Source organism: Chryseobacterium lathyri (assembly GCF_030812195.1).
Lineage (GTDB): Bacteria > Bacteroidota > Bacteroidia > Flavobacteriales > Weeksellaceae > Chryseobacterium > Chryseobacterium lathyri_A.
On record NZ_JAUSSF010000001.1, the window covers coordinates 1,615,867 to 1,641,784 of the forward strand.

A 25,918-nucleotide genomic window follows, 5' to 3' on the forward strand; every position below is an offset into this window, starting at 1 on the left:
GTGAAATCTGCAAGAGAATTTGCTTTTGATCTAAAAAAAGACCGCCTTTCAGCGGTCTCGTTTCATATTACTTTTTATCCAGCAGAGAGAGATAATCTCCGTAGCCTTTTTTCTCCATCTCAGCTTTTGGAATAAACTTCAGCGAAGCACTGTTGATACAGTATCTAAGGCCGCCCTTATCTGCAGGACCGTCTGTAAAAACGTGTCCAAGGTGAGCGTCTCCTGTTTTACTTCTTACTTCCACTCTTACCATTCCGGCAGATTTATCCATTTTCTCATCGATCAGTTTTTTGGTAATCGGTTTTGAAAAACTTGGCCATCCGCAGCCGGATTCAAACTTATCGGTTGAAATAAACAATGGTTCTCCGGTGGTAACATCTACATAGATTCCTTCACGCGTTTCGTCCCAGTATTCGTTCTGGAAAGGTCTTTCCGTTGCATTTTCCTGGGTTACCTTATACTGTTCCGAGGTTAGTTTTTCTTTCAAAACTTTTTTATCCTGCTTCTGATATTTTGCTTTAGGAAGCGGGTTGGCATTTTTAGCCATTTCAAAAAGACCCGGCTCGATATGACAGTAACCTCCCGGATTTTTGCCGAGATAATCCTGATGATAATCTTCCGCTTTGTAGAAGTTTTTCAACGGAATTGTTTCTACTACAACCGGCTTGCTGAAATTCTTAGACAATTTCGCAACTTCTTCTTTTACAATCGCCTCTGTATTTTTATCAGTAGAATAAATCCCTGTTCTGTACTGATCTCCCCGGTCATTCCCCTGTTGGTTTAAACTTGTAGGATCAATTGTTTTAAAATATAAATTAATCAGCAGCCTAAGATCAACCTGTTCAGGATCATATTTCACTTTTACCGTTTCAGCAAAACCTGTTGTATGACTTACAACCTGCTCATATGTTGGGTTTTTAACATTCCCATTTGCATAGCCAACTTCAGTTCCCACAACACCACGAATCTGTTGAAAAAAGTGCTCTGTTCCCCAGAAACATCCGCCTGCAAAATAAACTTCTTTTACATTTTTACTGTCCATATTGGTCTCATTTTCTTTTTTAGTTTCAGTGGATTTCATTTTTTTTGAATCTCCACAACTCATTGCAAATACGCCTATTCCCAGAATCATTCCGAGTAATATTAATATATTTTTCATTTTTATCTTTTTATTTGTATTCATTTTTTTGAAATATCATTAATCCAAATCCTAAAAGCATTACATCTTTAAGAATAAAAAAATCTGTGACAGGAACGCCATCCACTATTTTCCAGACTCCGGGAGTGGTAAACAGATAGCTCAATGTTACAAGAAATGTCATGATCATCCCGATTCCGGCATACTTTCTTAGAGATGCAAATTTCACACTAAATATCAATAATAAGGCAATGATAATTTCTATCGCTCCGATAGCATTTGACACCGTCTGGATGCCTACTATTTTATACACGAAAAAAGTAAGGAAATGGTTTTCTACCAGAGGTTTAATGGCAGCAGCCTCTGTGGGAGTGAATTTAAATACTCCGATCCAGAGTAAAATAAGCGCAGCCCCAAAAAGCGAAATATAGTATCCTGTTTTATACGACTGCGATTCTACGTTAAGTTGTGATGTTCCGTTCATGTCTTTAAGATTTTGAATCATACTTTATTATTTTCAAAAGTATAGTCGGAAGCATCTCAAAATCCTGACAGTATTTCTTCTAAAGATTTAATTTTTCTAAAACTTTATTTTTAAAACCCTGAATATCAGAGTCATTAATTTCAACATTCTCTTTTTGAGACAGTTTCCGTTTTAAAATATCATCCAAAATTTTCAGTTTTTCTTCATAAGCTCTGCACCATTTACAGATCTTCATGTGCAGGGAAAGCTGCCAGTCTTCCTTTCGGGAGATCGCTTTAGCATTCCTTTTTTCCATCAGCATTGTGGCTTTACTGCATGGCAGGAACAGAATATGAATAAATTTTCTCAACATTTTTATGATAGGGTTATAAGTTCGCAAACCAGTTGACCTCAAGGCATTCTCTCAGCTGCATTCTGCTTCTCTGAAGAATCTTCCATAGATTAGTCGCAGAAATTTCAAGTTCCTGACTCACTGCCGGTGCTTTTTTCTCCTGAAGATAATACATTTTCACCGGAATCTTCCATCTGACGGGCAAATCCTCAATACAGTCTTCCAGAGTTTTATTAAAGTCTTTATTGTCTAAAAGTTCAGCTTCTTTTTCTGAAACATTCCAGTCATTCAAAACACCGTCATTCTTCCAGGAACCAGTTTCATCAAAAAAGTGATCCAGCCGGATCTCCGGATCCGATTTATACTTTTTCCGGTAAAAATCAGCAGTCTTTCTGTTCAGAATAGCTGTCAGCCAGGTTAGCGGCTGACTTTTCCCTTCAAAAGAGTCATAAGACGAAAATGCAGCTAAAAAAACCTCCTGTACAAGATCTTCTGCTTCCACTTTATCCGAAAGCAGGTAGGCTGCTCTTTTCAGAAGAGGCCCGGAATACTGCTCTACCCAGCTTTTTAGCACTTCGTTTTTCGTCATTTTTTATTCTTTAATATCATAAAAACTCATTTTATTGATTATGCAGATCATTGAAATCATAAAAATTACCCGGTCTTTTTAATATTAAAACGAATATAAAAAGTTAAATGATAATATACAAAGTTTTATTATAGTCATCATTGCAAACTGCAAGTAAAGCAATAACAACATATAAACACTTCGCACTCTACCCCATTCAAAACATAGTATAAAATTATTTACAAATCGCTTAAAAACATTAAATTTGCATCTTATCAAAAATTTGATAGTTTTAAAAGCAAAGCAATACTATGACATCACAAGAGATACGTCAAAAATTTTTAGATTATTTTAAAAGTAAAGACCACCTTATCGTTCCTTCAGCTCCTATTGTACTGAAAGACGACCCTACCCTTATGTTTTCCAACTCAGGAATGACGCAGTTCAAAGATTTTTTCTTAGGCTACAAAACGCCTACGGCCCCAAGAATTGCCGATACACAGAAATGTCTGAGGGTTTCCGGAAAGCATAATGATCTGGATGATGTGGGAAGAGATACCTACCACCATACCATGTTTGAAATGTTGGGAAACTGGTCTTTTGGTGATTATTTCAAAAAAGATGCTATTGCTTTTGCCTGGGAATTACTGACTGAAGTATTCGGAATTCCAAAAGAAAACTTATACGTAACCATTTTCGAAGGAGATGCTTCTGAAAATCTTGAAAGAGACCAGGATGCTTACGATTTCTGGAAATCACACATTTCTGAAGACAGGATTATCAATGGAAACAAGAAAGATAACTTCTGGGAAATGGGAGAAAGCGGACCGTGCGGGCCGTGTTCAGAAATCCATGTTGACCTGAGAACTCCTGAAGAAAAGGCTAAAGTTTCAGGACTTGACCTGGTAAACAATGATCACCCACAGGTTGTAGAAGTGTGGAACCTTGTTTTCATGGAATTCAACAGAAAAGCGGACAAATCTCTGGAAAAACTTCCGGCACAGCATGTGGATACCGGAATGGGCTTCGAGCGTCTTTGTATGGCACTTCAGGGCAAATCTTCCAATTATGACACTGATGTTTTCACGCCACTTATTGCTAAAGTGGAAGAACTTTCTGGTAAAAAGTATACCGGAATTTTAGAAGACGAAAAAGATATTGCGATCCGTGTTGTGGTAGACCATATCAGAGCTGTTGCTTTTGCAATTGCAGACGGGCAGCTTCCTTCAAACGGCGGGGCAGGTTATGTGATCAGAAGAATTTTAAGAAGAGGAATTTCTTATTCTTATAGATTCTTAGGCATGAAAGAACCTTTCCTTTATAAGCTTGTTGCCGTACTTCAAGGGCAAATGGGACCTTTCTTCCCTGAAATTGAAAAGCAGGGGAAACTGGTTTCTGAAGTGATCAAAAGTGAGGAAGATTCTTTCTTAAAAACTATTGAAAACGGCCTCATCAGAGTTGAAAAACTGATCCAGCAGACGATTGCAGACGGCTTAAAAGTATTACCAAGCGAAGAAGTTTTTGAATTATATGACACCTATGGTTTCCCGGATGATTTAACCAGAATTATCGCAGAGGAAAAAGGTCTTACCATTGATGAAGCAGGATTTAAAGCGGAAATGGAAAAGCAGAAGCTTCGTTCCAAGGCTGATTCTGCTCAGAAAGTTTATGATTGGGTAACTTTAGAAGAAAGAGATGAAAACTTTGTAGGGTACGATCAGATTGAATCTGAAACCTATATTACAAGATACAGAAAAGTAGAAAATAAAGACGGAGAATTCTACCAGGTTGTACTAAGCAGCTCTCCTTTCTACCCGGAAGGCGGTGGCCAAGTGGGAGATAAAGGTGTTCTGGAAAATGCTGTTGAAAGCTTTGAGGTTTTAGAAACTAAAAAAGAAAACGGACTGATCATTTCTCTGATCAACGGAATTCCGAAAGATGCAGGAGCTGTTTTCTATGCTAAAGTAAATGCCACTGACAGAAAAAACTCCCAGGCGAACCACTCTGTAACCCACCTTTTACATGAGGCGTTAAGAGAGGTTTTAGGGACACACGTTGAACAGAAAGGTTCTTACGTTGGTCCTGATTATCTCCGTTTTGATTTCTCTCACTTCAATAAAATGACGGAGGAAGAATTGGCGTTGGTAGAAGAAAAAGTAAACCGCAAGATCAAAGAAAGCATTGCTTTGCAGGAGTTCAGAAGCATTCCTATTCAGGAGGCCTTGGACAAAGGAGCAATGGCTTTGTTCGGTGAAAAGTATGGTGACAGTGTGAGAATGATCCAATTTGGAAGCTCTAAGGAACTTTGCGGGGGAACTCACGTAAAAAATACAATCGAAATCGGTCATTTCAAAATTACTTCCGAAGGTTCTGCAGCTGCAGGGATCAGAAGAATTGAGGCCATTTCAGGGGATAAATCTGAGGAATACTTCAAAGACCTGGAAAATCAGATTCATGAGCTTTCTCAATTACTAAAGTCTAAAGATGTTGTAAGATCTATTGAAAAACTGATTGAGGAAAATACCTCTTTAAAATCTGAAGTGGAAGCCCTTAAAAAGGAAAAAGCAAAGGGTGAAATCGGCGAATGGAAAAATGCATACGAGCAGAAAGGAAACAAACAGTTATTGGTGAAGAAAACCTCTCTGGATGCAGGCTCTGTTAAAGACATTGTATTCCAGTTGAAAAGAGAGATCCCAGCATCAGTAACAATTATTCTTTCTGATGCAGATGGAAAACCGATGATCACTGTTGGAGTTTCTGATGATCTGGCAGCAGATTATCAGGCCGGAGCTATTGTAAAAGACCTGGCGAAAGAAATCCAGGGCGGCGGCGGCGGAAATCCGGGCTTTGCAACGGCAGGAGGTAAAAATCTTGACGGTTTGGAAAATGCTTACCAAAAAGCTTTGAACATTTAGGATAATCCTCTATCGTAAAACATTAGAACTCCTGAGATTTTCAGGAGTTTTTTTCTCTATTTTTCCTGCATGACTTAGATAAAATCAATGTATTAACAAATCATAAAAACTTTCTCAACACAAGAAATATTACTACTTTTACCTAGTTTTACATGAAAAGGGGTTTAGTTTTATTTTTTTTAATAATCTGTTTCTTTGGTTCTTCCCAATCAAAGATTAAGGTCATTGACGAAACTGACCAGAAACCGGTATCCAATGCCAAAATATCCTGTGAAGGAAGGGTCTTAGGTTTTACGGATGTCCAGGGAAACCTGGAATTTAAGTCGTCTTGCCGTACTCTCGAAATCCAGGCGGAAAAATATCAGAAAGAGATAGTATCTGTTGAAGCAGATATGGAAGTTTCTTTACTGAAAAAGGTCTCAAAAACAACTGATATTGAAGAGGTGATCATTGAAGACCGAAGTGATCCGCGGGCTATTGAGATCTTAAAGAAAGTAAACAGGCTCTTTAAAGACAATTCACCGAAAAGTTTAGATTCCTATACTTTTAAATCCTACGAAAAAGTATCCCTGGATATAGATCAGGACAGTATTAATCAGTTTAACCAGTTTTTTAATGACACTCAGTTTTTCAAGAAAAGGAGGGAAAAAGATTCATTAAATAATATCTCAGCCAAACAGATTTTTTCAAAAAGCAAACTCTTCCTGTGGGAAAGAGCTCAGGAATTTTTATATTCCAAGCAATATGGTGAAAAGATTAATATCCTGGACAACAGGATTTCCGGTCTTAAGCAGCCGATCTACGAAATGATAGCCATTCAGCAGAGCAACAGGGATAAAATCCCCAACCAAATCAAGCAGGAAAACAGGGGTCTTTACCGGTTTTTTCTTTCGGATACCATTGAAGTGAACGGAAGAGAAACTTTTGTGATCCGTTTCCGTGAGGTGAATTATAAAAAAACGGATAAAAAGAGAAAATACAATGGTGCGATCTATATAGACACCGAGACCTATGGCATCCAGAAGATCGAGAATTTTAGCAAGAACAAAAGTGACGGAATCATTACGAGTACCTGGATTTTCTACAATAATAAATGGTTCCTGGCACAGGAAAAGGTAAAACTCAGAATGAGCAGGGTGGCCATGGAAGAAGAAAACAAAGAAAAAACGGAAGAGCATCCTGAAAAGAAAGACAGGACCAGTTTCGGAACGTACGCTTTTCTTACTTCCACATATTTTGACTTCAAATCGCCTATTGAGGAAAACCGGAATGATTTTAAAGGTTATACATTTTCGGTGAAAAATGCAGACGGACATCTTTTAGATCAGTACAGAACCGATCCTCTCACGGAAAGGGAAAGCAATACATATACTACTATAGACAGTCTGGGCAAAAAGTATAATATCGACAGCAAAGCGAAAATCCTGACGGGACTTATCAACGGACAGATCCGGATGGGAATTGTAGATTTTGCAGTGGATGAAATTGTAAACTATAACTTGTATGAAGGTTTCAGATTAGGCTTAAAAGCTAAGCTTAACGAAACTTTTAATCCTTATTTTTCACCGGATTATTATTTCGCCTACGGTTTTAAAGATGATAAATGGAAATACGGGATCGGTCTTGATATGAAGACGACTCTGGACAAAAATTCATTTTTCAGAGTTGAATATTATAATGATGTGACAGCATCGGGAGAATTTTACAGAAGGCTGTGGAACTTCAAGATGAGAACGATGAATTATGGAAACAACATCAACAATGATAAATACTATCATTACAGAGGGGCTTCCCTATCCTATCTGAATGATGTTACGAACGGACTGACTTTGGTTTTTGCTGCAAAAAGAAATATTGAAGAAGCCAAGTTCGATTACGAATTCAGAGGAAAAGGTGGTGAATTTGATAATTTCAATACTTTATTTACTTTAAAATATTCTCCGAATTCTACAAATATTATGACTCCTCAGGGAAAATCGATTATCGATCAGAAATATCCTGAGCTGTATTTCAATTATGAGCAAAGCTACAAAGTTTTAGGTGGGGATTTTAATTACACTCGTTTTGACGCCCTGTTTGTACATAATTTCAAGACGATGCTCGGAACTACAGGATTCAGACTTTATGGAGGAATCGTACTGGGCGAAGCACCTATCTGGAAGCATTTTACGATGAACGGGCTGGCCTCTCCGAGAAAGGATTTTAATTTTAACCTTACGTCTTACCTTGGTTTTGCTACACTGGAGGGCGGAAAATATTACAATGATAAATTCGTTGCCTATTATTTCACCCATAAACTTCCTTTGTACTTCAAAAGTTTCGGACAGAATATTTCGAGCTTTGATTTTGTATTAAGAGGAACAATCGGAGATATGAAGCATCCGGAATATCATGAGTTCAAATTCAGGAAACTGGATCATCTGTATCAGGAAGTGGGTCTCGAGTGGAATAATTTCCTGTCAAGCTATTTTAATTTAGGTCTGTTCTACAGAGTCGGATACTACACCACTCCCAATTTCAAGCAGAATTTTGCAATCCAATTCAAACTGAAACTATTGGAGTTTTAGCCTGAACATATCCATTTCACCTAAAAAGAAGTTTAAACAACATCATAAATACATAAAACGAAACATGCAGCGAATAGAAATAAAAGCAGAACAGTTTTTTGAATTATTAAAACTAAAAGACACCTCAATGTGGGAGATTTTTTCACAGATGATCGATGGTAATGAAAAGGAAATTGTATTTCTTGACAATGAAGATAAAGTCCTTTTTAATTATATCCTTCCTGCTGAACAGGAAAAGCTGGAGGAAGATAGAAGGGAATTTTCAAAACAGTTCTCAGATAAATTGGCTAACTTCAATTAAAATTTTTAGATGAATAAAAACTATGTATTCTCTATATTGAGTATTCTCCTGTTCAGCCTCGGGAATGCTCAGAATTATAAAAAGCCTTTGGTCTCTGCCATCAAAGAAGCCGATTTAAGAAAAGATATGTATGAGCTGGCTGCAGATCAGTTCTTGGGACGTGAAGCAGGAACTTTAGATGAATTAAAAGTTTCGATGTGGCTGGCCGATAAAGCCAAAGAAGCCGGAATGAAGCCTGCAGGCGACAATGGTACATTTTTCCAGTTTTTTGATATATACAGGCATCAGGTAATTCCTCAAAGCAGTCTGAAAATCGGAAACAGCAGCCTGAAACTCTGGAAAGATTTCCTTGTTGCAGAACCCGTAAATGCAGCGATTGATGCTGAGATTGTCTACGCAGGAAATGCAGAACCTGAAGAACTTTCCAAGCTAAATATCAAAGGAAAAGTTCTTGCCGTGAATGCTTCTGATAAAAATATCGACAAGGAAATGACTCTTTTTGTAAGAAGATATCCTGGGTTTGTAAGAACAAAATATTACAGCAAAGCCCTGGAACTGGGAGCAAAAGCAGTGATTTTCATCACCGATGATATTTCAGAGAAGAGCTGGGTAGAAGTTCTTCCTCAAATGACAAGGGGAACTTATGGTGTAGAAGGCCTGAGAGAAAAAATAACGGATAACATTCCTGTTGTATGGATCAAAAGAGAAAATTCAGGCTGGGTAAAAAACAATCCTAAAATCGCTCTGAACTTGATCACAGAAACCTACAAATACCCTTCTGTAAATATCATCGGAAAAATTGAAGGTACAGATCCTAAACTTAAAGAAGAATACGTTTTGCTAAGCGGTCACCAGGATCATGACGGGATCAGGCATCCTGTAAAAAATGACACGATTTACAATGGTGCCGACGATAATGCCAGTACATGCGTTGCAATGCTTGCCATGGCCAGAGCTTATAAAAAACAGCCCGGAAAAAGAAGTATTCTGTTTGTTTTCCATGGTGCTGAAGAAAGAGGATTGCTGGGTTCCAGATGGCACGCTGCTCATCCGGTCGTTCCAAAAGAAAAGATTGTAGCCGTTCTGAACGGTGATATGATCGGAAGAAATGATAATAATGAAGCTGCTCTTCTGGGAGGAATTGCCCCGCATAAAAACTCTGAGGAACTGGTAAAAATGGCTGAGGATGCCAACAATGAAAGTACAAAATTTAAATACCTGAAAGACTGGGATTCTCCGAATCACGCCGAGTATTTCTACTTCAGAAGTGATCATTTACCGTATGCAAAAATCGGGATACCTTCTGTATTTTTCACCAGTGTACTGCATGACCAGTACCACACGCCTCAGGATGAGTCTGAAAACATCAACTACAAAAAGCTGTATAAAATGACGGAATGGATGTACAGAACATCCTGGAAAGTAGCCAATGAGGCTGAACGTCCGAAAGTTATTGCTAATTTTACGCTTGAGAGATAAATAATAGGTTCGGCGGCCCGAATGGGCCGCCGAACCTTCTTCTTGTGTTGTCATTGCGAACCGCGATGACAGGCATTATAAAACATCGACGATAATTTACATGACTACATATATCTTAATCATTATTAAATAAGCAGATTCATTAAAGACGGATCATTGTTCAGATAATTGACAAAAAAGTCATACTTCTTCATGTTATTGAGCAGCGGAGTAAAATCTTCACTATCCTTCAATCCAATTCCTAAGACAGCAATTCCTTTCTCCTTTGAATTTTTTTGCGTGTATTCAAAGAACGTAATGTCATCATTTGGTCCCAACACATTCATTACAAATGTTTTAAGAGCTCCCGGGCGCTGTGCAAATCTTACCAGGAAATAATGTTTTAACCCTGCATGCAGAAGTGCTTTTTCTTTGATCTCTTCCATACGGGTAATATCATTATTGCTTCCACTGATGATACAGACCACATTTTTCCCTTTGATCTGATCCTTATATTTTCCCAGTGCAGCTACAGAAAGAGCACCAGCAGGCTCCACTACCACAGCATCTTTATTGTAGAGGGAAAGAATAGTTTCGCACACCATTCCTTCATCCACTAAAGCCATATCATAAAGCACATCTTTACAAAGCTCAAAATTAAGGTCTCCTACTCTCTGTACGGCAGCTCCATCCACAAAACGGCTGATCTTTTCAATGTGAACAGGGCCTCCATTCTCCAACGCCTTTTTCATACTTGCAGCAGCAGAAGGTTCTACTCCTATAATCTTCGTCTGTGGAGACAGTTCCCGGAATACGGAACACACACCTGCAGCCAGACCACCACCTCCAACCGGAAGAAAAAGATAATCAATTGGCCCATCTGCCTGCTCAAGGATCTCCAGTGCTGCTGTAGCCTGCCCATCAATAATATCCTGATCATCAAACGGATGAATGAATATTCCCTGATTCTCTTTACAAAACTTCAGTGCGGCATCTTTAGCCTCATCGAAAGTATCCCCGTAAAGCACAATATCTATATCATTACCTCCGAACATTCTCACCTGCTCCAACTTCTGTCCCGGAGTGGGCAAAGGCATGAAAATAGTTCCTTTCACCCCCATCGTACTGCATGCAAAAGCAACTCCCTGAGCATGATTTCCCGCACTGGCACAAACCACACCTTTTGCAAGACTTTCAGGAGACATCACTACCATTTTATTGTAAGCTCCCCTGATTTTGTAGGATCTCACACGCTGCAAATCTTCTCTTTTAAAGCTAATCTTCGCCTCATAAATATCGGAGAGGTTATTATTAATTGCCAGAGGTGTTCTTACCACTACATTTCTGAGTCTTTTTGCTGCTTTATAGACATTGTCCAAAACAGAAGGATACGTTTCTTCCATTATTTTTCTTGATTAATTGTTCTCAGGTCTGAGGCTGCGGACGGTTTTTCCTGCCCTCCACATTTCGCTTTCTCTAAGCTCTGTCAGTTCAACTTCCAGCTTCTCTCGGTAATCGTGTTTGCTGTTGCTGTCGATAGAACGTTGGGCTTCATCTCCTTTGGAAACACTTTCATATAATTCTTCAAATAACGGAGAAGTGGCATCTCTGAAACGCTTCCACCAGTCCAGTGCTCCTCTTTGTGCTGTGGTGCTGCAGTTCGCATACATCCAATCCATGCCGTTTTCTGCAACCAAAGGCATTAGTGATTGGGTTAATTCTTCAACGGTTTCGTTAAATGCTTCGGAAGGACTGTGTCCGTTTTTTCTCAATACATCATATTGAGCAGCAAATATTCCCTGTACGGCACCCATCAATGTTCCTCTTTCTCCTGCAAGGTCGCTGAATACTTCTTTTTTAAAGTCTGTTTCAAATAAATAGCCGCTTCCGATGGCTATTCCCAATGCAGTCACTCTTTCTCTTGCTTTTCCGGTGGCATCCTGATATACGGCAAAACTGCTGTTCAGCCCGCGATCCTGCAGGAACATTCTTCTTAATGAGGTTCCGGATCCTTTAGGTGCAACAAGAAATACATCAACCTCAGCCGGCGGAACGATTCCTGTACGTTCATTAAAGGTGATTCCAAAACCGTGGGAGAAATAAAGTGCTTTTCCGGGTGTAAGATGTTGCTTTACTTTAGGCCAGTATTCAATCTGAGCTGCATCACTCAGGAGATAGCAAATAATTGTTCCTTTTTGCAGAGCTTCTTCTATTTCAAACAGCGTTTCTCCGGGTACAAATCCGTCTGCTACAGCCTTATCCCAGGATTTTGAGTTTTTTCTCTGGCCAATAATGACATTGATTCCGTTGTCTTTCTGGTTAAGTGCCTGCCCCGGTCCTTGTACACCATAGCCGATCACGGCTACAATCTCATCTTTTAATACTTCCTGCGCCTTATGTAATGGAAACTCCTCTCTTGTTACTACATTCTCTTCTACTCCGCCAAAATTCAATTTTGCCATTTTTTTAAATTTTTATATTGTTAATTATAATTTTTTGATTGTATTTGTATTCAGCTTGCATGTGCTGCTACAGTCAGGTATGGGTTTTTATGATAATGAACTTCCAGGACATCGACCTGTTTTTCCATCTGTTGTGTGATCTTCCGTACAGATTCTTCCGGTTCCCTGATAATGATCACAAATTTTTTCACATTTTCAATCTCAGAAGGCCCTGCATTAAAATTCACTATGGAGATCCTTCTCCTTGAAAAAATAGCATTGATCCTGCCAATAAGCCCCAGATAATCTTCTGTGTAAGCTGTTATCGTATATTCCCTGTTTTCTGATTTCATTTCTTTCTATTTATATTATTATGTCTTATTCTTGGTCAGTACAATCTCTGAAACACTTTTCCCCTGAGGAATCATTGGGAAAACATTATGTTCCTTCCCGGTCATGACTTCCAACAGAAAAGCTCCTTGATGGTAAAGCATTTCATTAAGCCCAGCTTCCAGTTCTTCTCTCTGGCTTACCTTTCTTCCCGGAATATAATATCCTTTGGCTACCTGCACAAAATCCGGACTCTGGATATCTACCGAGGAATATCTTTCTTCATGGAACAGTTCCTGCCACTGTCTTACCATTCCCAGATAACAGTTATTAAGAATTAAGATTTTGATATGGGGTTGATACTGCATCACCGTTCCCAATTCCTGGATATTCATTTGAGCTCCTCCATCTCCCATCACCGCAATGACCGGGCGGTTTGCTTCTCCATAAGCAGCTCCTATTGCTGCAGGAAGGCAAAATCCCATAGTTCCCAGCCCTCCGCTGGTAATATTGCTTCTGGAATTCTTAAACGATGAGTATCTGCAGGCTGCCATCTGGTGTTGTCCTACATCTGTTACGATTACAGCTTCTCCACGAGTCATTTCATTCAGTTGATGGATGACTTCTCCCATTGTGATTTCTCCTTCGGAAGGATATAATTCGTAGTTTATCAGTTTATCATATTCAATCTGATAACAATCTTTAAACTTTTGGTGCCAGTCTGTATGTTTTCTTTCTTTGATCAGCTGTGTAAGAAGTGGTAAGGTTTCTTTGCAGTTTCCAAGAATCGGAACCTCAACCTTTACATTTTTATTGATCTCTGCTTTGTCAATATCCAGATGGATAATCCTTGCCTGTTTGGCATATTGATCCAGTCTCCCGGTTACACGGTCATCAAACCGCATTCCCACTGCAATCAGAACATCGCATTCATTGGTAAGGATATTCGGTCCATAGTTTCCATGCATGCCCACCATTCCTACAGCCTGCGGATGATCTGTTGGAATGGCACTCATTCCCAGTACAGTCCATGCCACCGGAATTCCTGATTTCTCAGCAAACTTTAAAAATTCTGCTTCTGCTTTTCCCAGCATAATTCCCTGCCCGGCAATGATGAATGGTCTTTCTGCATTATTGATCAGGAAGGAAGCTTTTTCAATACTGTCCATATTGGGAGCTGGATCCGGTCTGTAACTTCTGAGAGAATCACAAGGTGTGTAGCCTCTATTGAAAACCTTTTGTAGCTGGGCATTTTTCGTGACATCAATTAATACCGGGCCTGGTCTTCCAGATCTTGCAATGTAAAATGCTTTGGCCAATACTTCAGACAGTTCATCGGCATCGGTTACCTGATAATTCCATTTGGTAACGGGGCTGGTGACATTCATCACATCGATTTCCTGAAACGCGTCGGTTCCCAGAAGATGTTCAAAAACCTGTCCCGTAATGCATACAATAGGCGTATTATCAAGCAGTGCATCAGCAAGTCCTGTCACAAGATTAGTAGCTCCGGGACCGCTTGTAGCCAATACAACTCCCACTTCTCCGGATACTCTGGCAAGGCCCTGCGCTGCATGGACTGCTCCTTGCTCATGGCGGACCAGAATATGTTCCAGCTGATCTTTATAATCGTAAAGGGCATCATAAATTGGGATAATAGCCCCGCCAGGGTATCCGAATATGGTTTTTACCCCTTCCTGAAGAAATGCTTCAAGGATGATCCGGCTGCCGCTGATTTCTGTTTCTGTGGATACATTTAGATTCTTCATTGTCTTTTATTGAGTGATTTCATCTGTTACACAGCCTTCTGCGGCTGATGATACGGTGAGTGCATATTTGTACAGCAATCCTTTTTTAACTTTAAGTTCAGGTTTTTGCCATCCTTTCTTTCGCTGCTCAATTTCCTCCTCGGAAACTTTGAGCTGTATCGTGTTGTTTACAGCATCAATTTCAATAAGGTCATTGTCCTTTACAAAAGCGATCAGTCCACCTTCATATGCTTCCGGAGTGATGTGTCCCACCACGAAACCATGGGTTCCGCCACTGAATCTTCCATCAGTAATCAGAGCTACACTTCCACCTAATCCTGCTCCGATCAGAGCGCTGGTAGGTTTCAGCATTTCCGGCATTCCCGGTGCTCCCTTGGGACCTTCATGACGGATAACAATAACATCTCCATGTTGTACTCTTCCGTTTTCAATTCCTTTGATGAGATCTTTTTCTCCATCAAATACTCTTGCTTTTCCTGAAAATTTCTCACCTTCTTTTCCGGTGATCTTGGCCACACTCCCTTTTTCAGCGAGGTTTCCATACAGTATTCTTAAATGCCCGGTTTGCTTTATTGGGTTTTCCAGTGGTCTGATGATCTTTTGTTTTGTAAAATCGAGACTGGGAACATTTTCAAGATTTTCAGCGATGGTCTTTCCGGTAACCGTTAAACAGTCTCCGTGCAATAAACCTTCTTCCAATAAATATTTCATGACGGCAGGTGTTCCTCCATGGTTATGAAGGTCCTGCATTAGGTATTTTCCGCTTGGTTTAAGATCAGCCAGTACCGGTGTACAATCGCTCATTTTCTGGAAGTCATCCTGAGTAACAGAAATACCAACACTTTTAGCCATCGCAATAAAATGCAGAACGGCATTGGTGCTGCCTCCAAGAATGATGATCAGACGAAGTGCATTTTCAAAAGCCTTACGGGTCATGATATCTGAAGGTTTGATATCTTTCTCCAGTAATATTTTAATATACTTTCCTGCTTCCAGACATTCATTCTGCTTTTCCGGACTCAGTGCGGGATTGGAAGATGAATACGGAAGACTCATTCCTAGTGCTTCTATGGCTGAAGACATGGTATTGGCCGTGTACATTCCTCCGCATGCTCCTGCTCCGGGGCAGGAATTTTTGATAACCCCATTGTAGTCTTCTTCTGAAATTTCTCCGGCAATTTTTTTTCCCAGAGCTTCAAAGGCCGAAACGATATTAAGGGGCTCTTCCTTATAGCATCCCGGAGCTATTGTTCCTCCATAGACCATGATGGACGGTCTGTCCAGTCTTCCCATGGCGATAATGGTTCCCGGCATATTCTTGTCACATCCCGGTAATGCAATGATTCCGTCATAATACTGTGCACCGCAGATAGCCTCGATACTGTCTGCAATTACATCGCGGCTCACCAGGGAATACCGCATACCGTCTGTTCCGTTGCTCATTCCATCGCTCACGCCTATGGTATTGAATATCAATCCTGCAAGGCCGTGATTCCAGGTTCCCTTTTTTACAACTTTTGCAAGATCATTGAGATGCATATTGCAGGTATTTCCGTCATATCCCATACTGGCAATTCCGATCTGGGCCTTGTGCATATCTTCTTCTGTAAAGCCTATCCCGTAAAGCATTGCTTTTGCAGCGGGCTGTTCGCTGTTTTGTGTGAATGTTTTTGAATATTTATTTAACATATTATCTTTGCTGTTCTTAACATCTTTATGGGTATCAATAGTTTCATTTTTTTGGAATTCATCAATGAAGCTTTTGCTTAATTTTGATCCAAAACTACAGCTTGTAATATCTTTTTCATTTTCACTTTTATGAAAACTACAATATTCAACTGTTTGAAAAATAGATATATAAATCTGATTATCAATTGTTTAAGTTCTTAAAATTTACAATGACAGAACTCTTATCAGTTTCTGATAGGCCTGCTGTACCTTGTCGCTTTCTGTGTCTTTCCAGTTTTTGGTGAAAGGAACATCATCCAAAGAATCCAACGCTACAATTTCAGCTGCCGTACCACAGAAAAAAGCAGCATCAGCTCCTCTCATTTCCTCAGGTTTAAAGAAGGTTTCTTTAACGGGAATATTAAGCTCACTGCATAATTCAAAAACCGTCTGCCTTGTGATCCCCGGCAGTATGCTCCCTTTTGCAGGAGTAAATAATACCCCATCCTTCTCGTAGAATATATTGGCTCCTGAACTTTCGGCGACATTTCCGTATTCATCGAGTAACAGGGCTTCGTCATAGCCTTTATCTTTTGCATCCTGACAGGCAAGAATAGAATTCACATAATGTCCGCCTACTTTGGCTTCTATTTTAAAAGCATTAGGATTTGGGCGTTGAAAACCGGAGGTCATGATTTTCATTTTGTCTGCGAGATAACCATTGCTCCATTCCCAGGCAAGCAGAGAGAGATAGGATTTTTTTCCTTTTGAAAGAGACATATTGGGAGAGCAGGTAATCAATGGGCGGATATATGCATCACTGAATCCATTGCGTTCCAAAAGCTCATAAGTAAGATCTGTCAATTCATTGACTGAATAATCAAATGGGATGTACATCAGTTCTGCTGATCTTTTCAGTCTTTCATAATGTTCTTCTGCTTTAAAAATCTTGGTTCCGTAATCGGTATTGTAAGATTTTATGCCTTCAAAAACAGAGTAGCCATAATGGAGTGACTGTCCGTAAAGATCCATTCCTGCTTCTCCGGCCTTAAGGAAATTTCCATCAAAATACACGATAGTCTTGTCGTTGTAATACATTGTATAGGGTTTAAAAAATTAACAAATGGGTATAAAAAAAGCCCTCTCACGATGTGAGAGGGCTCAAATATGTACAGTCATACTCTATCCTTCTCACCAACGCAAGGGAATAATAATGACGATAATAATTACTGCTAATAACTGATACATAATTTCTGAAATAAAAAAAGCCGTTTCAATATGAAACGGCTTATATAATTTAAATAAAATATTTTACAATGCCGCTTCTTTATTGTTGTTAATCACAACAATAATGCTAGAAATGACAATAATATTTTTCTGATTTGTAAAATTCATACTGCAAATGTATTAATTTTTAAATACTGAGCAAGTTTTTTTAACACTTTTTATTTTTTTCGTAAAATTGACGGATGGTTTCTAAAGTTTGAGGCACATCATGGACCCTCAGAATTTTAGCTCCCTGCTCCAGAACTTTCATATGAAGTTTCTGCGTTTCTTCATTGATATCCAGGGGAGATTTCCCGAGTGGTTTATAGATAAATGACTTTCTGGAAATGCCTATCAGTAAAGGAAATCTTTCAAAACCTAAATACTCAGTTTCACCGATCATTTTCATCTGATCTTCCCCTGTTTTTCCGAAACCAAAACCGGGATCAAGAATGATGTCTTTCACACCTTTTTCAAGAAGCTCATTGGTCTTTTTAGAAAAATAACGGTTGACTTCCAATGTAATGTCCTCAAATTTCAATTTGTCATGCATGGTTTCGTAAGAGGGGTTCACATGCATCAAAATGTACGGAAGTTTTGTTTCACCCGCAGCATCAAACATTTTATCATCATACTGTCCGCCGGAAATATCATTGATCATGTCAATCCCTTCATTAAATCCGAATTTTACGGTTTCAGCATAGAACGTATCCAGTGATATCAGTGCTTCCGGAAATTGTTTTTTGATCTGGGAAATTGTGTTCCCGATTCTCTTTATTTCCTCCCTGCTACTCAGAAATTCAGCATTCGGACGTGTGGATTGAGGTCCAATGTCTATAATTTCTGCTCCGTCTTTCAAGAGTTTTTCTGCATGCTCCAGCGCTGATTTCTCGTTGTTAAACTTCCCACCATCTGAAAATGAATCCGGAGTAAGGTTAAGGATACCCATGATCTTCGGCTTGTTGAGCTCTACCAGTCTTCCGTTGCAATTGATGGAATTGAATGGAAAAATTTGAGGGTCAGAGGATTTGAAGGTTTGGGGGTTAGAGAGCATTTTTATGATTGATAATTGATAATTGATAATTGATTTATATTTTACAAAATTAAGACTTATTGTCGAATGTGAGGAGTTGAGTTTTTGTTTGTTTGGTGGTTGCTAAGTAACAGTTGCCGGGTAGTTATCAGTTAATAAGGAATCATTTAGATAGGCAACAAAAATTGATATTGAACTTAAGATGACAACAGCAGCGAAATCTCCTTCCCTCAAACCATCTCACTCCGCAAGTCTAAAACTCTCCAACCCAGAATGCCAAACTCTGACAAAAATCAATTTCTGATTCCTGTTACCTAAAACCGAATTCGTATATTTGGGAGATTAAGAGAATTTATGTCAAAAACATCAGTACAGTTCGGAAAAGTTATCAGTCAATGTCGTGATCTTTTTAGTAAAAAATTACAAGATTACGGAGCAGCATGGAGGGTTTTAAGACCCAGTTCTATTACAGACCAGATTTACATCAAAGTGAACAGGATCCGTACGCTGCAGATGACGGATAAAAAAATGGTGGATGAAAGCGAGGAGGATGAATTCATTGCGATCGTTAATTACTCTATCATTGGCCTTATCCAGCTTGAAAAGGGACTTTCCAATGATTTTAATGAAAATAAGGAAGAAGTTTTAAGCCTTTATGATAAATATTCTAATGATGCTCAGGCTTTAATGGAAAGAAAAAACCATGATTACGGTGAAGCATGGAGGGACATGAGAATTTCTTCTATTACTGATCTTATTTATCAGAAAGTATTGAGAACGAAACAGATTGAAGACAATCAAGGGAAAACCATCGCTTCTGAAGGGCTGGATGCAAACTATTTTGATATGCTGAACTATGCTGTTTTCTGCCTGATCAAGTTCTCTGAAAAAGAAAATATTTCCGAAACCCAAAAATAATTTAATATGATCAAAGGTTTATTACGCTTTATTATTGCTGTTATCTTCATTCTTTCAGGTTTTGTAAAGGCTGTGGATCTGGTAGGATTTTCTTTCAAGATGGAAGAATATTTTGCACCACCGGTTTTTAATATGCCATTTCTGGAAAAATTTGCGCTTCTGTTCTCAGTCATTGTGGTCGTACTGGAGCTTTTCCTAGGATTTATGCTGCTGCTGAAACTGAAGCTTAAATTTACTCTTTCAGCGTTAATTGCCCTTTGTATCTTTTTTGGGTTCCTTACTTTTTATTCTGCTTATTTCAATGTGGTTACGGATTGCGGATGTTTTGGAGATGCAATAAAATTTACCCCTTGGCAGAGCTTTATTAAAGATATTGTGCTTCTTGCTGGTCTTATTATTCTTTTTATTCTGTATAGAAAAGAATTCAGTAAAAAAGATCCGTATGACAGCAGTACGAAAGAATCTCCGGGTAAGTTCAAATATGCTGTTTTAGGACTTTTTTCTGTGATCATGATCTACTTTATGGCTCAGGGCATTATGCATGAACCTCTGATTGATTTCCGTGATTATAAAATCGGAACGAATATAAAAGCTGAGAAGGAAAAGATTAATAAAAACCCTTCGGAATACAAAACTTTCTATTCTCTTAAAAATCAGAAGACAGGAGAAGTTTTAAAGGTTAATCAGGACGATTACATTAAAGAAACAAAATACTGGGCAGAAGGCTCTCCATGGAAAATTGAGGAAGGAAAAAATGAATCGGTCTTGACCAAAGAAGGCTATAAATCTGAAATTGTGAAATTTAAGATTGAAGACCCAACCGGAATGGAGATTACCAATGAGATTATCAACGCTCCAAAAGCAGTTTTGGTTTTCTCTTATCATCCGAAAGATGTTCCAGCTGATCTGCTTCAGAAAGTGGAAGCTAAAGTGAATACTCAAAAAGGAGCTGTAATCTACGGTATTTCTACCTATCCAAATACTTTTAAAACCATTAAAAATGCAATGATGGACGCAACAGCCATCAAAACCATAGCGAGAAGCAATCCGTTCGTATTGATTCTTGAGAATGGAAAAATCATAGACAAGCAGCCTGCAAAGGATTATATCAACTAATTATTTCAAAAGTTATGGAACAAAATTTCGATTATATAAATGAAAATTATATTACAGAAAATGAATTGTGTAATATAACAGATATCAGTAAGGATGAACTGGCTGAACTCATTCAGAATCAATTAGTTCCACAGCCTTCTTATACTATTTCCCGAAGTATCAGAATTACCTCGCCTCTTAATGATGAATTTGAACGTGAAATTACAGAAAAGTATTTCAGTAAAAACTGTATTTCACTGGTCAACAAGAATAAAGAATTGAAAGATATTCATCTATACAAAGAAGAATTTAAAGAAAACTTCATCCGGCATCTGATCAACCATCCTCATAAAGGCGTTGCTTATGACCGCATATTCAATACCTCTTTTCCGGAACAGGAAAAGCTAAATGAAATATTTGAAAGTGAATGGGCTGCCTATTGTAACGGAATATATGGAATTTGCACATTACATTCTACGGAAGAGGAAATTGTAAAAAAGGAAATTGCAGTAAAAAAACTGATTCATTTCAACACACAGTTTTCTGATAAAGAACTTACCGCAGAAGAATCGGACGAACTGATAAAACTGAGTGAAGAATTCAACGAAGTAACGCAGAAATTTGCTCCTTATCAAAGAAAATCAAGCAGCAGAGGTAAATATCTCGATAAAATTTTAGAAGAAAATAACTTAGACTATCTAGTAAAAAAATATTAAAACATGCAAAAGTCAAATAAATCAATCGCCGGCTATCACTTATTAATGATCCTTTCTTCTGTAGACGGAGAATTTGCTCCTGAAGAAGGAATGCTGGTTCAGCAATATATGGCAGATGAATTTCCGTTCAGAATGAATCTTGACAATGAACTGGAAACCCTGGCTCTTCTAAAACCTGAAGAATGGAAAGACCATTTTGAATTCCATGCAAGATGTTTCCATGATGATTCTACAGAAGAAGAGCGTATAAAATTCGCTGAATTTGCTAAAACACTCATCAAAGCGGACAATAAAGTAACAGACGAAGAACATACCTTCTATAAGCTTTTGAAAAACCTTTGGAATTTAGCATAGCCCCCACCAAGAAGCAAAATATACTATGAAAAAATTTTATCTGGGAATATTAATTATGAGTGCATCTACGATACAATCTCAAAAATTTCCTGCTCTTAAAGCTCCTTTGGCCGAAAAGCAGGAACATATCCGGGAAATTCACGGTGATAAAGTAAACGATCCCTATTACTGGATGATCGATTATTTCAAAAAAGGAAAAGATTCTACAAAAGTCGTTGATTATCTGAAGGCCGAAAATACCTATTGGGAAGGCATGATGAAAGATACAGAACCTTTCAGGGAAAATCTGTTCCAGGAAATGAAAGCCCGAATCAAGGAAAAAGATGAATCTGTACCTGTTTTTGAAAACGGATATTATTATTATACCCGTACGGAAGCCGGAAAGCAATATTTCAAATACTGCAGGAAAAAAGGCAGTCTTACTGCATCGGAAGAAATTCTTCTGGATATAGATAAAATGGCCGAAGGACACGCTTATTATGCCACCTCAGGCTTCAGCATAAGCCCGGATAATACAAAGCTGGTTTATGGTGTGGATGATGTTTCCAGAAGACAGTATACTTTATTTTTAAAAGATCTAAAGACCGGAAAAACAACTGATCTTGGTATTAAAAACACAGAAGGCTCTGCAGAATGGGGCAATGACAATAAAACCATTTTCTATACAGAGAAAAACCCGGTTACTCTTCTATCTGAAAAAATCAAGAGACATACGCTGGGAACAGATCCGGCTAAAGATGTAACGGTTTATGAGGAAAAAGACCACTCCAATTATATCTCTGTCTACAAATCTAAAAATCATAAATTTCTTCTGATTTATTCCGGTGCTACCACTTCTTCAGAAACAAGATATCTGGATGCCAATGATCCGAATGGAACATTTAAGGTTTTTCAGCCAAGAATGAAGAATGTTTTGTATACAATTACACCTTTAGAAGACAAATTCCTGATCAGAACGAACAAGGATGCCCTTAATTTTAAAATAGTGGAAACTCCTTTGAATAAAACAGGCGTTGAGAACTGGAAAGATTTTATTCCGCACAGAAGCGATGTTCTTATGCAGTCTGTGAGTGCATTTAAAAATTATCTGATTTTCAGTGAAAGACAGAACGGACTTACACAGCTTGTAATTTATGACAGAAAGACAGGTAAAAAGGAAGCTTTAAAGTTTGATGAACCGGCTTACACCATTTCTTCACTGGAAAATCCTGAATACAATACAGATAATTTCCGTTTTGGATATACTTCAATGATCACACCTGTTTCTCAGTTTGAGCAGGATTTGAAGACAGGGAAAAGAATATTGTTAAAACAGCAGGAAGTTCTTGGCGGTTATGCTAAAGATGCATATACCACTGAAAGGCTTTTCGCAACGGCAAAAGATGGTACAAAGATTCCAATTTCCGTTGTTTATAAGAAAGGGTTCAAAAAGGATGGAAACAGTCCGTTGCTTCTTTATGCATATGGGTCTTACGGAAGCTCGATGGATGCAGCATTCAGCAGTACAAGACTAAGTCTTCTGAACAGAGGTTTTGCTTTTGCGATCGCACATATCCGTGGCGGTCAGGAGATGGGAAGACAATGGTATGAAGACGGAAAAATGATGAAAAAGAAGAATACCTTTACTGATTTCATCGATGCGGGAGAATATCTTGTTAAAGAAAAATACACTTCACCAAAACACCTCTATGCACAGGGAGGAAGTGCCGGAGGCCTTTTGATGGGTGCAGTAGTGAATATGAACCCCAACTTATGGAATGGCGTGATTTCGCAGGTTCCGTTTGTAGATGTTGTCAATACCATGCTTGATGAAAGTATTCCATTGACCACCAATGAATATGACGAATGGGGAAATCCGAATAATAAGGAAGCTTATTTCTATATGAAATCTTATTCTCCATATGAAAATATCGAAAAGAAAAATTATCCTAACATTCTGGTAACCACAGGACTACATGATTCCCAGGTGCAGTATTTTGAGCCTGCAAAATGGGTATCCAAACTTAGGGATATGAAAACTGATAAAAATGTATTATTATTAAAAACTGACATGGATTACGGCCACGGTGGTGCTTCGGGAAGATTTGATTACCTGAAGGATATTGCTCTGGTGTATGCTTTTATGTTTAAATTAGAGGGAATTACTAAATAATATCAGGCAGATTGTTACTTGATGAATCTGCAATATAATATCAACAAATAACATTTTAATAAGACTATGAGAAGAAAAATAGTTGCAGGAAACTGGAAAATGAATAAAAATGTCATTGACGCACAACAGTTAATGATTCAATTGCTAAGCTATAAAAATAATAACACGACCAATTGCGAAGTATGGATAGCACCGCCTTCTTTATATTTAATGATGGCGAAAGATATTTTCGAAAAAGATGAAATCGGTGTATTTTCTCAGGATATGAGTGAGCATGAAAGCGGTGCCTATACAGGTGAACTTTCCGCAGACATGTTGGAATCTATCGATGTGACTGGTTCACTGATCGGACACTCTGAAAGAAGACAATACCATGGTGAAACAGATTCTCACTGCAACAGAAAAATCAAATTAGCGCTTGATAAAGGCCTGATCCCTGTTTACTGTAATGGGGAAACCCTTGAGCAAAGAAAAGCAGGACAGCATTTCGAAGTGGTGAAGAACCAGACTGAAGTTGCTCTTTTCACACTTTCTGCTGAAGAGATCAAAAAAGTGGTTATCGCTTACGAGCCGGTTTGGGCTATCGGAACGGGTGAAACAGCTTCTCCGGAGCAGGCTCAGGAGATCCACGCACATATCAGAAGCATCATCGCTGCAAAATACGGACAGGAAGTAGCTGACGAGGTTTCTATCCTTTACGGAGGTTCTGTGAAGCCTGATAATGCGAAGGAAATATTCTCTCAGCCTGATATCGACGGTGGACTGATCGGAGGTGCAGCTTTGAAACTGGAAGATTTTTCTAAAATTATTGAAGGATTTAATTCATAGGTTTTGGCTAAAGCCAATGGAATTTACAATTTTGATGAAATGGGCTTAGCCCATTTCTATTGAATTCAAAACATATAGAGCCAGAATCGGCGGCATCTTCGATGCCGCCGATTCTTAAAAAAATCTAATTATTGAATATCGACTACATACATTGTTCCTTTGTCTACTTTTCCGGTTTTAGGTAGAATTTTAGCTTTCGGATTTCCGTTTCCGTCATCTAAAATTCCAAAATCATCATCATTGAAGACGGCCAGTTTATTATTTCCCAAATAAACGATTCCTTCAAATTTATCATGTTCATATCCTAATTTCGCCACCAGATCTACAGCTAAAACCTTGGAAACCGGCTTTAATCCCGCATTCGTAATTTCATCCCAGGTAGACTGCTCTAAAGTTTTATTGTTGATCTTCATTCCGTCAACAGCTGTAATATCGGTTCCGTTCACATCTGAAGCTCCGGCTATATTAATCCTGTATACTTTTTTGGTTCCGCCCTGTGATCCGTAGTTCCCGTCTCTTTCGATCACCAGGAATTCTGTGCTGCTGATAGCTGTAATATCACATACCGAGTCTGAACCACCACCATTTTGCTTATACAGATACTGTTTGGTCTGTCCTGTCGCAATGTCGAAAGTGACGATTCTTGTTAAAGTTGTATTGGTTGCCAGGGCTTTTGTAGGCACATACATCGTAGACTGTATCGTTCCTACCAGTGTCTTTCCGTCCGGAGTGATGCATAATCCTTCCATACCTCTGTTAGCTCTTCTTTTGGCCAGAACTGCAGGCAGTTTTCTTGGTCCGGTATTAACGCCTATCGGGCTTATTCTTTCCAGCTCTACCCCATCTGCATTATAGTGAACGATGTGCGGCCCGTATTCATCAGAGACCCAGAATGTTCCGTCGGCTGATGCTACGATACTTTCGCTGTCCAGTCCGTAATTATCTGTTCCTAAAACATTTCCTGAAGAATCATAAGCTGTTTCTCCTGTACTTCCCATTCCTGCAGGATTTGGTAAGCCTGTAATCGGCTGGCCGGAAGGGGTTTTCAGCTTAATATATTTAATAAGCTCAATATTTCCTTCTGCATTGATCTTAAAATGCATAATGGTTGGGGTAAAATTCGGGGCCAGAAATTTTTTCCCGTTCAGATAGTCTGTATTGGGACCACGGTCTGTGATCACATAAAACTCTCCTTTTCTCGTAGGATGTGCTGCTGCACCTGAACCAAACCCTCCGTTAATGACATCTACACCATTCACCGTTGCTAATTTGGAAAAAGGAAATTCCTGGGGAAGTTTGGCATAATTGATATCCTGATTATTTATCTTGTCATCATCTTTACATGATGCGAAAGCCGTAAATACTATGGCCGATAACAGCAGTTTTTTCATAATTACTTTTATGCCGCGAAAGTATACATTGATTGTAAACTGATCTTGAATTTAATAATAATTGTATTTTAACAATAAGATCTTTAGATGTATACTTTATTAATCGTTTTTAACCACCCCGTCAAAAATTCTCTGAATTTTTGCCACCCCTCCACTGAAGGGGAATGTGATCCGACGAATTTTTGTCAATATTAA

At 38.7% G+C, this 25,918-nt stretch carries 22 protein-coding genes; 10 read left to right on the top strand and 12 right to left on the bottom strand.

Annotated elements, in window-relative coordinates; genetic code table 11:
• Window positions 1–67: 67 nt before the first annotated feature.
• From msrB to J2T03_RS07215, 4 genes are read right to left on the bottom strand one after another with little or no spacing between them, the layout of a single operon-like run.
• Complete coding sequence (gene msrB / locus J2T03_RS07200; protein WP_307210309.1) at window positions 68–1,159, bottom strand: peptide-methionine (R)-S-oxide reductase MsrB; 1,092 nt, start codon at window positions 1,157–1,159, stop codon at window positions 68–70.
• 10 nt (window positions 1,160–1,169) lie between these two features.
• Complete coding sequence (locus tag J2T03_RS07205; protein ID WP_307210310.1) at window positions 1,170–1,643, bottom strand: DUF417 family protein; 474 nt, start codon at window positions 1,641–1,643, stop codon at window positions 1,170–1,172.
• 58 nt (window positions 1,644–1,701) lie between these two features.
• The gene (locus J2T03_RS07210) at window positions 1,702–1,974 is read right to left on the bottom strand and encodes a hypothetical protein (RefSeq protein WP_306844547.1); all 273 of its coding nucleotides are present in this window, start codon (window positions 1,972–1,974) and stop codon (window positions 1,702–1,704) included.
• 13 nt (window positions 1,975–1,987) lie between these two features.
• Window positions 1,988–2,542 (bottom strand): sigma-70 family RNA polymerase sigma factor, encoded by a 555-nt coding sequence (locus tag J2T03_RS07215; protein ID WP_306844546.1) that lies wholly within the window; start codon window positions 2,540–2,542, stop codon window positions 1,988–1,990.
• 290 nt (window positions 2,543–2,832) lie between these two features.
• Between J2T03_RS07215 and alaS the strand changes: the two genes are divergently transcribed.
• From alaS to J2T03_RS07235, 4 genes are all read left to right on the top strand, one after another.
• Window positions 2,833–5,436, top strand: coding sequence for an alanine--tRNA ligase (gene alaS, locus J2T03_RS07220; RefSeq protein ID WP_307210312.1), 2,604 nt, complete (start codon window positions 2,833–2,835; stop codon window positions 5,434–5,436).
• 152 nt (window positions 5,437–5,588) lie between these two features.
• Window positions 5,589–8,003: a hypothetical protein gene (locus tag J2T03_RS07225; protein ID WP_307210313.1), complete on the top strand. Its 2,415-nt coding sequence runs from the start codon at window positions 5,589–5,591 to the stop codon at window positions 8,001–8,003.
• Between the two features lie 64 nt (window positions 8,004–8,067).
• A complete protein-coding gene (locus J2T03_RS07230) occupies window positions 8,068–8,304 on the top strand; it encodes a hypothetical protein (protein WP_307210315.1) in 237 nt (78 codons plus the stop codon).
• Between the two features lie 9 nt (window positions 8,305–8,313).
• Entirely contained in the window at window positions 8,314–9,783 is a 1,470-nt protein-coding gene (locus tag J2T03_RS07235; RefSeq protein WP_307210317.1) for a M20/M25/M40 family metallo-hydrolase, read from the top strand.
• A gap of 125 nt (window positions 9,784–9,908) precedes the next feature.
• Here the strand turns inward: J2T03_RS07235 and ilvA are convergent, their stop codons facing one another.
• From ilvA to folP, 7 genes are all read right to left on the bottom strand, one after another.
• Complete coding sequence (ilvA, locus tag J2T03_RS07240; protein ID WP_306844537.1) at window positions 9,909–11,165, bottom strand: threonine ammonia-lyase IlvA; 1,257 nt, start codon at window positions 11,163–11,165, stop codon at window positions 9,909–9,911.
• Window positions 11,166–11,177: 12 nt separating this feature from the next.
• Window positions 11,178–12,224 carry a ketol-acid reductoisomerase gene (ilvC, locus tag J2T03_RS07245; RefSeq protein WP_306844535.1) on the bottom strand — a complete coding sequence of 349 codons (1,047 nt, stop codon included), beginning with the start codon at window positions 12,222–12,224 and terminating at the stop codon, window positions 11,178–11,180.
• A 50-nt stretch (window positions 12,225–12,274) separates the two neighbouring features.
• Window positions 12,275–12,556 carry an ACT domain-containing protein gene (locus J2T03_RS07250; RefSeq protein WP_306844533.1) on the bottom strand — a complete coding sequence of 94 codons (282 nt, stop codon included), beginning with the start codon at window positions 12,554–12,556 and terminating at the stop codon, window positions 12,275–12,277.
• 18 nt (window positions 12,557–12,574) lie between these two features.
• Window positions 12,575–14,302, bottom strand: coding sequence for a biosynthetic-type acetolactate synthase large subunit (gene ilvB / locus J2T03_RS07255; protein ID WP_307210319.1), 1,728 nt, complete (start codon window positions 14,300–14,302; stop codon window positions 12,575–12,577).
• Window positions 14,303–14,308: 6 nt separating this feature from the next.
• Window positions 14,309–15,991 (bottom strand): dihydroxy-acid dehydratase, encoded by a 1,683-nt coding sequence (ilvD, locus tag J2T03_RS07260; protein ID WP_306844530.1) that lies wholly within the window; start codon window positions 15,989–15,991, stop codon window positions 14,309–14,311.
• A gap of 204 nt (window positions 15,992–16,195) precedes the next feature.
• Entirely contained in the window at window positions 16,196–17,068 is an 873-nt protein-coding gene (gene ilvE, locus J2T03_RS07265) for a branched-chain-amino-acid transaminase (RefSeq protein ID WP_307210321.1), read from the bottom strand.
• Window positions 17,069–17,405: 337 nt separating this feature from the next.
• Window positions 17,406–18,290: a dihydropteroate synthase gene (folP, locus tag J2T03_RS07270; RefSeq protein WP_444861414.1), complete on the bottom strand. Its 885-nt coding sequence runs from the start codon at window positions 18,288–18,290 to the stop codon at window positions 17,406–17,408.
• A 333-nt stretch (window positions 18,291–18,623) separates the two neighbouring features.
• Here folP and J2T03_RS07275 point away from each other — a divergent pair, with 333 nt between their 5' ends.
• From J2T03_RS07275 to tpiA, 6 genes are all read left to right on the top strand, one after another.
• Window positions 18,624–19,187, top strand: a complete 564-nt coding sequence (locus J2T03_RS07275) for a DUF1599 domain-containing protein (protein WP_306844526.1) — start codon at window positions 18,624–18,626, stop codon at window positions 19,185–19,187.
• 6 nt (window positions 19,188–19,193) lie between these two features.
• Window positions 19,194–20,303 (top strand): BT_3928 family protein, encoded by a 1,110-nt coding sequence (locus tag J2T03_RS07280; protein ID WP_306844524.1) that lies wholly within the window; start codon window positions 19,194–19,196, stop codon window positions 20,301–20,303.
• Between the two features lie 14 nt (window positions 20,304–20,317).
• Window positions 20,318–20,998 carry a DUF6058 family natural product biosynthesis protein gene (locus J2T03_RS07285; RefSeq protein ID WP_307210324.1) on the top strand — a complete coding sequence of 227 codons (681 nt, stop codon included), beginning with the start codon at window positions 20,318–20,320 and terminating at the stop codon, window positions 20,996–20,998.
• 3 nt (window positions 20,999–21,001) lie between these two features.
• Complete coding sequence (locus J2T03_RS07290; protein WP_116013407.1) at window positions 21,002–21,352, top strand: TerB family tellurite resistance protein; 351 nt, start codon at window positions 21,002–21,004, stop codon at window positions 21,350–21,352.
• Between the two features lie 25 nt (window positions 21,353–21,377).
• Window positions 21,378–23,504: a S9 family peptidase gene (locus J2T03_RS07295; protein ID WP_306844520.1), complete on the top strand. Its 2,127-nt coding sequence runs from the start codon at window positions 21,378–21,380 to the stop codon at window positions 23,502–23,504.
• A gap of 66 nt (window positions 23,505–23,570) precedes the next feature.
• Window positions 23,571–24,332, top strand: coding sequence for a triose-phosphate isomerase (gene tpiA / locus J2T03_RS07300; RefSeq protein ID WP_111956156.1), 762 nt, complete (start codon window positions 23,571–23,573; stop codon window positions 24,330–24,332).
• A gap of 128 nt (window positions 24,333–24,460) precedes the next feature.
• Here tpiA and J2T03_RS07305 read toward each other — a convergent pair whose 3' ends face one another.
• Entirely contained in the window at window positions 24,461–25,723 is a 1,263-nt protein-coding gene (locus J2T03_RS07305; RefSeq protein WP_307210331.1) for an esterase-like activity of phytase family protein, read from the bottom strand.
• Between the last annotated feature and the right edge of the window lie 195 nt (window positions 25,724–25,918).